Origin of the sequence: Bradyrhizobium sp. (genome assembly GCF_049798375.1) — a bacterium.
In the GTDB taxonomy this organism is placed as follows: domain Bacteria; phylum Pseudomonadota; class Alphaproteobacteria; order Rhizobiales; family Xanthobacteraceae; genus Bradyrhizobium.
This window is the reverse complement of record NZ_JBARGP010000807.1, coordinates 1-14620: the sequence shown is the minus strand read 5'-3', so window position 1 is coordinate 14620 and position 14620 is coordinate 1. Positions and strand designations below refer to the sequence as shown.

At 64.4% G+C, this 14620-nt stretch carries 11 protein-coding genes; 10 read left to right on the top strand and 1 reads right to left on the bottom strand.

What is annotated here, in order from left to right; genetic code table 11:
* Window positions 1–76: 76 nt before the first annotated feature.
* Together WA702_RS30615 and WA702_RS30610 are read left to right on the top strand one after the other, a co-directional pair.
* Window positions 77–1108, top strand: coding sequence for an alpha/beta fold hydrolase (locus WA702_RS30615; RefSeq protein WP_425114274.1), 1032 nt, complete (start codon window positions 77–79; stop codon window positions 1106–1108).
* Window positions 1109–1112: 4 nt separating this feature from the next.
* Window positions 1113–2060: a fatty acid desaturase gene (locus WA702_RS30610; RefSeq protein WP_425114273.1), complete on the top strand. Its 948-nt coding sequence runs from the start codon at window positions 1113–1115 to the stop codon at window positions 2058–2060.
* Between the two features lie 25 nt (window positions 2061–2085).
* On the opposite strand, the gene WA702_RS30605 is transcribed toward WA702_RS30610, so the two are convergent.
* Entirely contained in the window at window positions 2086–4146 is a 2061-nt protein-coding gene (locus WA702_RS30605; RefSeq protein ID WP_425114272.1) for an ATP-dependent helicase, read from the bottom strand.
* Between the two features lie 264 nt (window positions 4147–4410).
* Here WA702_RS30605 and WA702_RS30600 point away from each other — a divergent pair, with 264 nt between their 5' ends.
* The 8 genes from WA702_RS30600 to WA702_RS30565 form a co-directional block, all read left to right on the top strand.
* The gene (locus tag WA702_RS30600; RefSeq protein ID WP_425114271.1) at window positions 4411–6726 is read left to right on the top strand and encodes a Tex family protein; all 2316 of its coding nucleotides are present in this window, start codon (window positions 4411–4413) and stop codon (window positions 6724–6726) included.
* 382 nt (window positions 6727–7108) lie between these two features.
* The gene (locus WA702_RS30595) at window positions 7109–8194 is read left to right on the top strand and encodes a cytochrome-c peroxidase (RefSeq protein WP_425114270.1); all 1086 of its coding nucleotides are present in this window, start codon (window positions 7109–7111) and stop codon (window positions 8192–8194) included.
* Between the two features lie 16 nt (window positions 8195–8210).
* Complete coding sequence (locus WA702_RS30590) at window positions 8211–8534, top strand: plastocyanin/azurin family copper-binding protein (protein WP_425114269.1); 324 nt, start codon at window positions 8211–8213, stop codon at window positions 8532–8534.
* 111 nt (window positions 8535–8645) lie between these two features.
* Window positions 8646–10304 (top strand): methyl-accepting chemotaxis protein, encoded by a 1659-nt coding sequence (locus WA702_RS30585; RefSeq protein ID WP_425114268.1) that lies wholly within the window; start codon window positions 8646–8648, stop codon window positions 10302–10304.
* Between the two features lie 76 nt (window positions 10305–10380).
* Entirely contained in the window at window positions 10381–11049 is a 669-nt protein-coding gene (locus tag WA702_RS30580; protein WP_425114267.1) for an alpha/beta family hydrolase, read from the top strand.
* A 74-nt stretch (window positions 11050–11123) separates the two neighbouring features.
* A complete protein-coding gene (bioB, locus tag WA702_RS30575) occupies window positions 11124–12104 on the top strand; it encodes a biotin synthase BioB (protein ID WP_425114266.1) in 981 nt (326 codons plus the stop codon).
* 224 nt (window positions 12105–12328) lie between these two features.
* Window positions 12329–13309, top strand: coding sequence for a DctP family TRAP transporter solute-binding subunit (locus WA702_RS30570; RefSeq protein ID WP_425114265.1), 981 nt, complete (start codon window positions 12329–12331; stop codon window positions 13307–13309).
* Window positions 13310–13324: 15 nt separating this feature from the next.
* A partial coding sequence (locus WA702_RS30565) for a HAMP domain-containing protein (RefSeq protein ID WP_425114264.1) occupies window positions 13325–14620 on the top strand: 1296 nt, incomplete at its 3' end.

Sequence of the window (14620 nt, the reverse complement as noted above, 5' to 3'; positions counted from 1 at the left end):
CCATCGGACGGCAACGCCGCCGCCTGGCTCGAGGACCTCGACCGCAACGTGCCGAAGGATGAAGAGGCTGCTCCTCATGACCGATAGCCGCGGCTACGAGATCTTCGAGGCGGGCGATGTGCGGCTGCAATCCGGCGATGTATTTCCGTCGTTGCGGCTCGCCTACAAGACCTATGGTACGCTCTCGCCGGCCAAGGACAACGTCATCCTCTACCCGACCTCGTTCAGCGCCCAACACTACGATACCGAATGGCTGATCGAGCGTGGTGGCGCGCTCGATCCCGACCGCTACTTTATCATCATTCCGAACCTGTTCGGCAACGGGTTGTCGTCTTCGCCGTCGAACACGCCGGAGTTTGCGGCCGGCGCGCCGTTTCCCGCAATCACCTATCACGATGCGATCGCCGTGCAGCGGCGATTGCTGATCGAGCAGTTCGGCATCGATAAGATCGCGCTGGTCTATGGCTGGTCGATGGGCGGCATGCAGGCCTATCACTGGGCGGCCTGTCACCCCGAGATGGTGGAGCGCGCGGCGATCGTCTGCGGCAGCGCGCGCTGCTCGCCCTATAACACCGTGTTCCTCGAAAGCGTGAAGGCGGCGCTGACGGCCGATCCCGCGTTCAGAAACGGCCGCTTCGTCGAGAAGCCCGTTGCCGGCCTGCGCGCGATGGGCCGGGTCTACGCCGGCTGGGCGATGTCCTATGAGTTCTATCGCGACGAGATCTGGCGCGAGGCCGGTGCCGCCTCGCTGGAGGATTATCTCGCCGGCAATTGGGATACGGCCTTCGCGCATCGCGACGCCAACAATTTGTTGGCGCAGCTCGCGATCTGGCAGAACGGCGACATCAGCCGCTGCGCGGCATTCGGCGGCGATCTCGACCGCGCACTCGGCGCGATCCGCGCCCGCATGCTGCTGATGCCGGGCCAGACCGACCGCTATTTCGACTGGCGCGACAACGAGGCCGAGCTCGACAAGCTGGTCCATGCGGCCTCGCGCGCGCTGTGTCCGATCCCCTCGATCCACGGCCATCGGGCCGGCAATCCGATGCGGATTCCGGCCGACCGCGCCTTCATCAACCGCACCATCACAGGCTTGCTGCAGAGCTGAGGACATGAGCATGGTATCGCCGATCGAACCAGCTAAGCCAAAGCTGCTGACGCCTGCGATGCTGCGCGAGCTGTCGGTGCGTTCGGATCGGCAGGGCGCGGTACGTTCGCTCGGCCATTATGCCGAAATCATCGTGATGGGCACGCTGATCTGGCTCGTGTCGTCGCGTTATGGCGTGGTCTGGGCGTTGCCGCTGATGGTGGTGCAGGGCGTCTTCGTCGCCTTCCTGTTCATGGCGGTGCACGAGACCGCGCACAAGACAGCGTTCGCAAGCCATCGGATCAATATCCTGGTCGGCAATCTCTCCGGCTTCATCATCGGGCTGCCGTATGAGTACTACGGCCTGTTTCACTGGGAGCATCACCGACACACCCAGGATCCGGAGAAGGACCCGGAGCTGATCGTCGGTCCCAAACCGCGCTCGGCTGCGCAGCTCGCGATCGCCTATTCCGGCCTGCAGCAGGTCGCCGGCCGCCTTTCGCTGATGCTGCGCCATGCGCTGGGCAGGGTGACGGTGCCGTGGGTGCCGAAGGGAAGGCGCGCCACCATCGTGCGCGAGGCGCGCTGCTACGTTGCCGGTTATGTGCTGCTGCTATCGGGCTCGATCGCGCTGCACAGTGCGCTGCTGCTCTGGGTCTGGGTGCTGCCGCTCATGTTCGGCCAGATGGTCCTGCGGCCCTATCTCTTTGCCGAGCACACCGGATGCGACACCACCCGCAGCGCCTTCCAGAACACCCGGACGACGATGACGACGCGGCTGGTGCACTGGCTTGCCTGGAACATGCCCTATCATGTCGAGCACCACGCTTATCCGTCGGTACCGTTCCACGCGCTGCCGAAGCTGAATGCCATCGTCGGCGGCGAAATCGTCTATCGCGGCCGCGGCTATCTCGCCGTGACGCGCGAGACCTGGGCCTGGTTCAGGGCGCGACGGATGGGAAGCGAAGCGTAACGAACAGGGGAGTCAATTGCAGCAGCTACCGCCAGCGCTCGCGCATCCTGGCCGCGATGTCGATCCGCGGCCCCTGGCTCGGGACGCGGCCTGCAGCCTCGACGCGAGGCCAGAAGTTACGCTCGAACAGCGGCAACAAGGCTTCCGGGATGAAGCGGGTGCGCGACGCGTAGACGTGGCGATCGCCGCGCACCGGCTGGCCGTGCACGAAGAAGCGCTGCGGCACCATCAGATGCAGCTCGTCCTTGGCACGGGTCATCGCGACGTAGAGCAGGCGGCGCTCTTCCTCGAGTTCAGCGCTGGTGCCGGCGCCGAGATCGGACGGCATGCATCCATCGACCACATTGAGCACGTGAACCGAAGTCCACTCCATGCCCTTGGCCGAATGGATCGTGGAGAGGATCAAATAGTCCTCGTCGCGCAGCGGCACGCCGGCCTGGTCGGAGGTCGCATCCGGTGGATCGAGCGTCAACTCGGTGAGGAAGCGTTCGCGCGAGGCGTATCCGCTGGCGATCTGCTCGAGCTGGAGGAGGTCGGCGGTGCGCACTTCTGCATCCTCATGCACGCGCTCGAGATGCGGCGCGTACCAGTGCCTGATCCGCGCGATGTCCGCTGGCCACTCGGATTGGCTGAGCTGCGCCGCGGTGTCGACGAACGCGCTCCACGCTTCGCCCGCGCGGGCCGGCTGCGGCAACGCGCACAGCGCGGCGACCGGATCGGCGTCGTCCACGATGGCATCGAGCACGCGTTGCGCCGACGTCGGCCCGACGCCCGGAATGAGATGCAGCACGCGGAAGCCTGCAATGCGGTCGCGTGGATTTTCGACGAAGCGCAGGAACGCCAGCACATCCTTGACATGGGCGGCATCGAGGAATTTCAGCCCGCCGAACTTGACGAACGGAATGTTGCGTCTGACCAGCTCGATCTCCAGCGGGCCGCTGTGCGATGACGTGCGAAACAGCACCGCCTGCTGCTTCAACGTGGCGCCTTGCTCGCGCCTGGCCAGCACCTGCTCGACGATGTAGCGCGCCTGGTCGGCCTCGTCGCGCACGGTGACGAGCTGCGGCTTGTGCGACGCGATGCGGTCGGTCCACAAATTCTTGGTGAAGCGCTCGCGCGCCAGTCCGATCACGCCGTTCGCGGCGGCGAGGATCGGTTGGGTCGAGCGATAATTGCGGTCGAGCGTGATGATCTCGGCGCGCGGGCTGAACTGATCGGGGAAGTCCAGAATGTTGCGCACGGTGGCGGCACGGAACGCGTAGATCGACTGCGCATCGTCGCCGACCACGGTCAGCCCCGTGCCATGCGGCTTCAGCGCCTTGAGGATCGATGATTGCAGCCGGTTGGTGTCCTGATATTCGTCGACCAGCACATGGTCGAAGCGATCGCCGATCTCGGCCGCGATCGCGCTGTCGGCCAGCATCTGCGCCCAGTACAGCAGCAGGTCATCGTAGTCGAGCACGTTCTGCGCCTGCTTGGCGCCGACGTAGGCTGCGAACAGGCCCTTCAGCTCGCTGGCCCATTCCGCGCACCACGGAAAATGCCGCACCAGAGCCTCTTCGAGCGGCATGTCGGCATTGACGCAGCGTGAATAGATCGAGAGGCAAGTGCCTTTGGTCGGAAAGCGCTTCTGCGTGCCTGAGAGTCCGAGCTCGTGGCGGACCAGGTTCATCAGGTCGGCGGAATCTTCGCGATCATGAATCGTGAAGGCGGGATCGAGGCCGATCCGCTCAGTGTATTCGCGCAGCAGCCGCGCGCCGAGCCCGTGGAACGTACCGGCCCAGGTCAGCGTCCCGGTGATGGCGTCGGCATTGCCCGGAAGCACCTTGCGGGCGATGCGTCCGACGCGGCTGGTCATTTCAGCGGCTGCACGGCGCGAGAACGTCATCAACAGAATGCGACGCGGATCGGCGCCGTTGACGAGCAGGTGCGCAACGCGATGGGCGAGCGTGTTGGTCTTGCCGGAGCCCGCACCGGCAATGATCAGCAGCGGCGCGCCGGGCGCGGCCAAATCTCCGCCGTGCGTGACCGCGCGGCGCTGCTCAGGATTGAGATCGTCGAGATAATTTGCAGCCTGCGCTAGCACGAATCGCCCCTCGGGTCCGCAGGATCGGCGATTTCCCTTGCCTGCGCAATGCGATGGCGCTGCGACGGCAGGCGGAATGGCTCTTATTCCGGGCTATGCCGGACTTCGCGGGCGAACCGGAGAGGTCGCGCTATGGCGATGCTCGCATGATTCGCAATCGGTCTTTTTTGTCACGGTTGCCCACAGAGCGTGCGCTGACCGCTTGCGCAGGCCCGCCGGCGCTCCTATCCAATCTGGCCCGTCACGAATCTCGGAAGAACTGCCGTGCCGAATTTTGCATCCATCATCGCCACTGAGCTTGCCGTCCGCGACGCCCAGGTCCAGGCCGCGATCGATCTCCTCGACGGAGGCTCGACTGTTCCGTTCATCGCCCGCTACCGCAAGGAAGCGACCGGCATGCTCGATGACACGCAGTTGCGAACGCTGGAAGAGCGGCTGCGCTATCTGCGCGAGATGGACGCGCGGCGCACGGCCATCATCGAAAGCATCAAGTCGCAAGGCAAGATGACGCCGGAGATCGAGCTGGCGTTGGCGACCGCCGATACCAAGGCACGGCTCGAAGACATCTACCTGCCGTTCAAGGAAAAGCGCCGCACCAAGGCGCAGATCGCCAGGGAAGCGGGCCTCGAGCCGCTCGCCGACATGCTGATCGGCGATCCCATGAAAAGCCCGGAGGACGAGGCCAAGGCCTTCATCAAGACGGACGGCGAGAACCCGGTGAAGGACGTCAAGGCGGCCCTAGAAGGCGCGCGCGCTATCCTGGTCGAGCGCTTCGCCGAGCACGCCGATCTCGTCGGCTCGCTGCGCGACGAAATGTGGAGCCGCGGCCTCATCAAGTCCGAGGTGCGTCACGGCAAGAAGACAGCCGGGGCCAAGTTCGCCGATTATTTCGAGTTCAAGGAGCCTTACAACAAGCTGCCATCGCATCGCATCCTTGCGATGCTGCGCGGCGAAAAGGAAGAGGTGCTGCAGCTCGATTTCGGCGACGGCGAGCCGGAAGACAGCAAGGATCCCTCGCTCTATGAGAACCGCATCGCGGTGACCTTCGGCATCTCGCGCCAAGGTCGCCCGGCCGATCAGTTCCTGTCTGACTCCGTGCGCTGGGCCTGGCGCACCCGCATCAAGACCAGCCTTGCCCTCGATATCCGCATGCGGCTGTGGCAGGAGGCCGAGAAAGAAGCCGTGCGCGTGTTCGCCGCCAATCTACGCGATCTCTTGCTTGCTGCGCCTGCCGGCGGCCGTGCGACGCTCGGCCTCGATCCGGGCTTCCGCACCGGCGTCAAGGTCGCGGTTGTCGATCGCACCGGCAAGTTCGTCGATCACACCACGATCTATCCGCACGAGCCGGCACGGCAGTGGAACGAGAGCATGCTGACGCTCGCGCAGCTCTGCGTGAAGCACAAAATCGAGCTGGTCGCGATCGGCAACGGCACCGCTTCGCGCGAGACCGAGAAGCTGGTCAACGATCTGATGAAGTTGAAGCCCGATCTCCAGCTCACCAAGGCCATCGTTTCGGAAGCCGGCGCGTCGGTCTATTCGGCGTCGGAGTTTGCCTCGAAGGAATTTCCCAATCTGGACGTCTCGATCCGCGGCGCGGTCTCGATCGCGCGCCGCCTGCAGGATCCGCTCGGCGAATTGGTCAAGGTGCCGCCGCAGTCGATCGGCGTCGGCCAGTATCAGCACGACCTCAACCAATATGAGTTGGCGCGCGCGCTCGACGCCACCGTGGAAGACTGCGTGAACGCGGTCGGCGTCGATCTTAACACCGCCTCGGCGCCGCTATTGGCGCGCGTGTCAGGCATTGGCGAGACTCTGGCGCAGAACATCGTCGCGCATCGCGACGAGAACGGTCCGTTCGGAAGCCGGACCAAGTTGAAGGACGTGCCGCGGCTGGGGCCGAAGGCGTTCGAGCAGTGCGCGGGCTTCCTGCGCATCCGCGACGGCGACAATCCACTCGACGCGTCCGGCGTGCATCCGGAAGCCTATCCGATCGTGAATAAGATTTTGGAGGCGACCAAGAGCGACATCAAGGCGCTGATCGGCGAGAGCAAGGTGCTGAAGGCGCTCAGCCCCGCCAAATTCGCCGACGAGCGCTTCGGTGTGCCGACCGTGACCGACATCATCCGTGAGCTCGACAAGCCCGGCCGGGACCCGCGACCAGAATTCAAGACCGCCACCTTCCAGGAGGGGGTCGAGAAAATCAGTCATCTGAAGCCGGGCATGATCCTGGAGGCCACCGTTACCAACGTCGCGGCGTTCGGCGCGTTTGCCGATATCGGCGTGCATCAGGACGGCCTGATCCACATCTCGGCGATGTCGGAAAAGCGCATCAACGATCCGCGCGAGGTGGTTAAGCCGGGTCAGGTCGTGAAGGTGAAGGTGCTGGACGTCGACGTGCCGCGCAACCGCATCTCGCTGACCTTGCGGCTGTCGGATCCGCTGCCGGCCAAGGGGGAGCGCAAGAGCGGCAGCGCACGGCCGCCGGCATCGGCGATGCGCCAACGTGAAGAGAAGTCCTCCGGCGGCGGCGCCCTTGCAGCGGCGATGGCGAAAGCGGCCGAACGGCGCAAGGGTGCCTGAGCGCGATCGGCGTGCGAAAAAAAAGCATGCCGGAGATACCAGTATATCGGTATACTAATAAGTGATCCGTCGCTCCGGGCTTACGGGAGGTTGCGGCGGGATCAGTTAGTTCGCTGCGCCGCGGCGACGTTTTTTGTTATCTACGGTATTAGCTTGATAGTATTAGTAAGATCGTCTTTTCCGATCGTTCCGCGCATGATCGGTGAGACGAAGATTGCGCTATTTCTCCAGGGCTGCGCCCGGCCGCGACGGCCTGAATGACGCCTTGATGACGCTTCGTCATTTCACCGTATTACTACGGCTGCGGCGTCAAGCTCTCGTTAATCCGAAGCGGTTCTCTTGGTTGCAGACTTAATCCCTTCGCGCTTCAGGAAGATTGACCATGGCGATCGGCCCTCCCACTCGACTGCTTTCGCTTGGGGCAGCGCTCGGAAGCGTCGCCATTTTGATCGTTGGTTTTGCCGAGACCGGCTTGGGCGCCGCTCTCGTAGGCGAGACCAAGATGGTGACTCTGCAGCAAAAGGCCCCCTCCGGCACCGATGCGTTGAAGGCGCTCTATCGTCGGCCTTCGACCATCCCTTTCCCGAAAGACAATCCCTATACGCCGGAGAAGGCGGCGCTCGGCAAGAAGCTGTACTTTGACACCCGCATATCGGTGTCCTCGGCGCAGTCCTGCGCAAGCTGTCACAGCCCAAGCTACAGTTGGGGCGACGGCCTAGCCGTCGGCGTCGGCCACGGAATGAATAAGCTCGGCCGCCATTCGCCGACCGTCGTCAATTCGGCATGGGGCGCGATCTTCATGTGGGACGGCAGGCTGGCGACGCTCGAAGATCAGGCGCTCGGCCCGATCCAGTCGGCGGGCGAGATGAACATGCCGCTCGACCATCTGATGCAGCGTCTCAACACGATCCCGGAATACAAGCCGATGTTTGCGAGCCTGTTCCCGAAAGAAGGGATGACGCCGCAGACGCTGGCCAAGGCGATCGCGACCTATGAGCGGACGATCGTGTCCGAGCGCGCGCCATTCGATGCCTGGATCGACGGTGATGAAAAGGCGATCTCGGAGGGCGCCAAGCGCGGCTTCGTCCTGTTCAACGGCAAGGCGCAATGCGCGGCCTGCCATGAGGGCTGGAATTTCACCAATGACGGCTTCCAGGACATCGGCCTTGCCAGCAAGGATGTCGGCCGCGGCGAGTATGCGCCCGGCGTCATCAAGATGCAGCACGCGTTCAAGACCCCCGGATTGCGCGAGATCGCGCGTCGCGCCCCCTACATGCATGACGGCTCGCTGGCCACGCTGGAGCAGGTGATCGACCATTACGACGGCGGCGGCGTCGATCGTCCGAGCCGCTCCGACCTGATGCATCCGCTGGGCCTGACTGCGCAGGAGAAGTCCGACCTCGTGGCGTTTCTCGACAGTCTGACCAGCAACCTAACTCCGACCGCAGCGCCGAGGCTGCCTCGCTAACTATTAAAGGTGATCCATGCTTCGTTCCCGAACCATTCTCGGTCTGACAATCGTTGCCGGCTTTTCCACCGGCGCCCTCGCCGCCACGCAGGTGATTCATCAGCAGGGACGCGCCTTCTCCGAAGAGAGCATCACGGTGAAGAAGGGCGAGTCCATTACCTTCCTGAATGACGACACCATCCCGCACAACATCATGTCGGCGAGCAAGGGCAACGAATTCAATCTCGGCTCGCAGGCTCCGGGAAGCGCCACCGATGTGAGTTTCAAGGAACTCGGTGATGTCTCGGTCATTTGTGCGATTCACCCGCGCATGAAGATGAGCGTCAAAGTCGTCGATTAGAGCCTTCCGTTCCGATCGGAATGCAGGCTCTAGCTTTTTTCTGACGCGTTTTCTTGACCGAACCGGTATCCGCTTCGCTCGAAAACGCTCTCACATTCGGAGATCGGGGAAATGTCGATCCGTCTGAGGATCCTGGCCGTTCTGAGCGTCATGTTGGCGCTTGCCTGCGGCCTGGCGTTCTATGGTCTGCGGGAGATCAATGCGGCGGGCGACTTGGTGGTTCGGCTGTATGACGGGCCGCTGATGGCGGTCAATCACGCCCGATCCGCCCATGCCGAGCTCAACGCCGCTCTCCTGATCATGAAAACCAGCGAGAGCACCGGAGCTTCGAAAGAGACCACGGCAAAGTACGAAAAGCTGCTGAAGGCGATGTTCGAGGATTTGGACATCGTCCGCGAGCGGGTGCACTCGAGCAGCGTCAATGCGGCGCGCGAGCAGGCCAGCGACAAGCTTCGCGCTTGGTCCGAAGCGGCGCTGAAGATTCTCAAACCCGCGCCGGCTGGACTGACCGAGCTGCCGACGACGTTTTTCGTGAGCAAGCTGGGCGCCGACGCGGTCGCCTCGGTCGATGATCTCGTCGAGCTGGTTGCCGCCTACGGCTTCGAATTCCGCAATGAGGCCGAAACCGAGGTGGCGGCTTCGCGGACGACGATGATCACCGCGATCGTCGCCTCGCTCGTGCTCGGGCTGATGCTGGCGATCGCATTCGCCTACTCGCTGAGCCGGCCGATCGTCACGCTCGAGAAATCGATGATACAGCTCGCGGATGGCGATTTCGATGTCGCTCTGCCGGGCGTCAAGCGCAAGGACGAGATCGGCCGCGTGGCGCGCGCGGTCGAGCGCTTCAAGACGCTCGCAGCCGAGCGCGCGCAGCAGGAGGCCGAAAGCAGGCTGGAGCAGGATCGCCGGGTCGCCGAGCAGCGGCGGGTGGATATGTATCGGCTCGCCGATACGTTCGAGGCTGTGGTCGGCGAAATCGTGAAGACCGTTGCCGCCACCTCCAACGCTCTCGAACATTCGGCGTCGGCGCTGACCGGCACGGCCGATCGCGGACGCCAGCTTGCGGAGGTCGTCGCGGGCGCCTCCGAGGAAGCGTCATCGAATGTGCAGTCGGTCGCATCCGCGGCCGAGGAGCTGTCGGCATCTGTCAACGAGATCAGCCGGCAGGTGCTGGAATCGGCGCGGATGGCGGGCGACGCCGTCAATCAGGCCCGAACCACGACGGAGCGGGTCGGAGAATTGTCCAAGGCTGCGAACCGCATTGGCGATGTGATCGAACTGATCAATGCGATCGCGGGCCAGACCAATCTGCTGGCGCTCAATGCGACCATCGAGGCGGCACGTGCCGGAGAGGCAGGTCGCGGCTTCGCGGTGGTGGCGTCCGAGGTCAAGGCGCTCGCCGAGCAAACGGCCAAGGCGACCGGAGAAATCGGTCAACAGATCTCCGGCATCCAGAGCGCGACCCACGAGTCGGTCGGCGCCATAACCCAGATCAGCAGCGCGATCGAGCGGCTGGCCGAAATGTCCACCGCGATTGCGTCCGCGGTGGAAGAGCAGGGGGCGGCGACCAAGGAGATTTCCCGGAACGTGCAGCATGCCGCCAACGGTACGCAGCAGGTGTCGACCAACATCTCCGACGTCAAGCAGGGCGCCAGCGAAACCGGCCAGGCATCTTCTCACCTGCTCTCCGCCGCCCAGTCGCTCACCAACGACAGCAAGCGGCTGCGAACCGAGGTCGACCGCTTCCTGGAGACCGTGCGGGCCGCCTGAGCCGATCGGCCGGGCTCGCCGGTTGGCACTTGCGTTCCGAGCGCAGTTGCGCCACGCGTGTTGCATGGCGCCTTCGATGCAGCAGCTCGTGATCGAGGTCGAACCGCAGCTTGCGGTATCGGCGATCCTCCTGCAGCCGCCGCAACCGCGCGCCTGCCTCGTATTCGCCCACGGTGCGGGCGCCGGCATGAGGCATGCGTTCATGGAGAGCGTCGCGCGGGGGCTGGCGGCGCGGCAGGTCGCGACCCTGCGCTATCAGTTTCCCTACATGGAGAAGGGTGTGAGGCGGCCGGACGCGCCGCCGTTGGCGCAGGCGACGGTCCGCGCCGCCGTGGCGACGGCTGTAGCGCGTTGTCCCGGCCTGGCATTGCTTGCCGGCGGCAAATCCTTCGGTGCACGCATGACCTCGCAGGCGCAAGCGAAATCGCCGCTCGCCGGTGTCCGCGGGCTGGCCTTGTTCGGCTTTCCGCTGCATCCGGCCGGCAAGCCCTCGATCACGCGCGCGGACCATCTCGACGAGGTCGAGATCCCGATGCTGTTCCTGCAGGGTACGCGCGACAAGCTTGCCGAACCGAGCCTGCTCGAACCCGTTGTGGCGCGGATGGGCGCGCGGGCGACGTTGCACCTGATTGATCAGGCCGATCATGGCTTTCACGTGCCGGCGCGCTCCGGCCGGAACGATGCCGCTGTCATGGACGAGATGCTGGACACGTTCATGGCCTGGGCCAGCGGAATGCAGAGCTGACCTCACGATCATTCAACTGGCGAGCTGCGATGCTCTCGGCTAAGCCACCGCCATCGATACGGTGGAGAGCGTGAATGTTGGACGTGCAGGATGAGACTGCGGTGATGCGAACGGCGCCGGTGCCGCAGCTATGGACCAGGGATACGGCCCTCGCGCTCTATCATTTGCCGTTCAACGATCTCCTGTTCCGGGCGCAGTCGGTGCATCGGCAGCATTTCGACCCCAACCGCGTGCAGCTCTCCAAGCTGCTCAACATCAAGACCGGCGGCTGCCCCGAGGATTGTGGCTATTGCAGCCAGTCGTCGCATCATTCGACCGGACTTGCGGCCTCCAAGCTGATGGATGTCGCGGATGTGGTCGCACAGGCGCGCGAGGCCAGGGACGGTGGCGCGACGCGGTACTGCATGGGCGCGGCCTGGCGTAATCCGAAGCCGCGCGACATGGACGCGATTGTCGAGATGGTGACCGAGGTCAAGGCGCTCGGGCTCGAAACCTGCATGACGCTCGGCATGCTCGATCGCGACCAGGCCGAGTGCCTCAGCGAAGCCGGCCTCGACTACTACAACCATAACATCGATACCTCCGAGGCCTATTATCCGAACGTCGTCTCGACCAGGACGTTTTCCGATCGGCTGCAGACGCTGGACCATGTGCGCCGGTCCGGAATGAAGGTCTGCTGCGGCGGCATCCTCGGCATGGGCGAAAGCGAGGCCGATCGCGTCGACATGCTGGTGACGCTGGCCAATCTTGCGGAGCCGCCGGAGAGCGTGCCGATCAACATGCTGATCCCGATCGCGGGTACGCCGCTGGCGGACTCCAAGCGCATCGATCCGCTCGCCTTCGTCCGTGTCATCGCGCTGGCCCGCCTGATGATGCCGACCTCGTTCGTTCGGCTCTCCGCTGGCCGTTCGGCGATGAGCGACGAGATGCAGGCGCTGTGCTTCTTCGCTGGCGCGAACTCGATCTTCGTCGGCGACACCTTGCTGACCGCCGGCAACCCGGAGGCCGTGGCCGATCGCGACCTGTTCGACCGGCTCGGCCTGCAGGCGCTTTGAGCCGCGCGCCCGATCTTTCAAAGGCCGTGCTGCCGACGACCCGCTGACTACTAGAAGAACTACTGAGGCGCTCTGACGCAGGAGCGGGCGCCTCGCGCCTCACCTGCGCGCGCAATTTCGTTCTTCTCGCGCAAGCGTGGTATTTCCGTGTGAGTTCCCCGTCTTAAGACCTTCACCATACTTCTTTGCTATCGCTGCTCGCACTAGGGAAGAGATGGTGCGACATGCGCAGATCGGTACGAGAATTTGGCATCGCGGCAACATTGGCGGCGTCGATGCTGCTGCCAGCCGCGGTTCATGCCTCGCCGCGAATGGTTTCGCTGGCCTTCAACTCTCAGCCCAACAACCCCCAGCAGATCGCGGCCGACACTTTCCGGGACAAGCTGTTGGCTTCCCCTGGCAAGCGCTTCGTCATCGATGAACGCGTCGGCAATGCGACAGGCAGCGAGAATACCGTTCTGACCGCTGCCCGTAGCGGCGCCGTCGATGTTGCCGTGATCTCGGGCGGCGTGGTCAGCGCCACCGTTCCCGAAATGAGCGTCTTTGACATTCCATTTCTGTTCCGAGACCTCGCGCACGCCAAGGCGGTGATGCAGGGGCCGGTCGGTGCCCAGATCGCCACCAAGTTTGCCGACAAGGGACTTGTGCTGCTCGCGTTCGGCAAGCAGGGGTTCCGCAATCTCACCAATTCCAAGCGTCCGGTCCGCACGCCCGACGACATCAAGGGCCTGAAGATCCGTGTCATCCCCAACGAGACCTACATGATGGCCTTCAAGGCGCTCGGTGCAGACGTGGTGCCGATGGACTTTCCGCTGGTCTATGCCGCTCTGAAGGACGAGCGCCTGGACGGTCAGGAAAATCCGGTGCCGCAGATCGCCGCCAGCCGTTTCCAGGAGGTCCAGAAATATCTGAGCCTCACTGCGCATTTCTTCGCTCCGATCGCCCTGGTTGCCAACCGCGCCATGTTCGAGCAGCTCGATCCGGCCGATCAGGAGGCGCTCAGGGCCGCCGCAAAAGCCGGCGCCGAGGCGAGCTGGGAGGCGCAGCTCGACGCGCCCAAGCTCCAGGAATTGCGGGCCGGCGGCATGGAGATCATCGAGAAGATCGACCGTCAGCCTTTCGTCGACGCGGTCAAGCGCCTCGATCCTGAATTCGAGAAGCGGTTCGGCAAAGAGCTGATCGCCGCCATTCGGTCCACTCCGTAAAAATCCGGTCATCACATGAAACTGGCATCTGTTATGTCGTCGATCGGCGTCCGCCCGCGCATCTTTGGCGGTTTCGCTCTTGTGCTGAGCTTCCTGGTTCTGCTCGCGGGTTTCGCGATGGTCCAGGTCGAGGGCATCGGCGGGACCGTCAATGAGCTCGTCACCAGCGCGGCCGGCGATGCCGGCATGTCGCAGGTACGCGCTGCCTTGCTTGGCTCCGGCGAGGCGGTGGAGAAGTTCATCCGTACCTGGAACGTCGGCGACAAGGCGGCGGCAGCGAAGGCAATCGCCGCCGTCGGCCAGATGGCCGAGCAGGTCGAAAGCCAATACGGCAAGCTGCCGGCCATCGCGGCCGGTGCCGCCTCCGTTCGCAGCGCGTTGGACACCTATCGCACCTCGTTCGTGGCTGCGGCTGATGCGGTTGACCGACTGCGCGCCGCGACGACCAAGGCAGACGGCCTCGGCGCGACCGCGGGCCTGACCGCGGGCGGCATTCAGGTCGCGCTTGCCAATGCGCCCGAGGCCGAGCGGCCGATGCATCCGATGCGGCTGGCAGGGGCAGTCGATGCGGTGCGGATCGCGCTCATGCGCTATGGCAGCTCGCTCTCGACAGGCGATTCTGATGACGCCAGACAGACGTTCTTCTATGCCCAAGCTGCAATCACCGATGCCGAGGCGGAGGTGTCCGCCGGCAGCAACGCCAAACTGAAGGCATTGATTGCCGCTTTGAAGGCCACGATCACGGCAGATGCCGCCGCCCTGGACGACATGATGAAGGTCGCGGCCGATCTGCGCGCCAAGCAGGCTGAGCTGAGCAAGGCCAGCGCCGCGATCGACGCCCAGGTGAACCGGATCAATCAGCAGCTCGGGAAACTGCGCGCCGAGCAGGGCGCCAAGACTGCCTCGGCAGTCGCCGATACGCGGCAGACCGTGACCGCCGCCGCGGCTGGCGCGCTGGTGCTCGGTATTGCGCTGGCCTGGTTGATCGGCGCCAGCGTCTCTGGCCCGATCCGCAGCATGACCGACCGGATGCAGTCGCTCGCCGCTGGCGAGCTGGACGAGCCGATCCCGGGTGGCGAGTCCCGCGATGAGATCGGCCGCATGGCCCGTGCCGTCGAGGTGTTCCGCGACAACGCGCTTTCCGTGCGCCGCATGGAGAGCGAGGCGGCGTCGCAGCGCGAGATGGCGGGAGCCGATCGCGCCCGCATGATGAGCGAGCTTGCCGGCCGCTTCGAGCACGGCATGCAGGGCGTCATCGCCGGCGTCGGGGGTCGTGCCGATGACATGGGCCGCAGCGCAGGCGATCTGGCC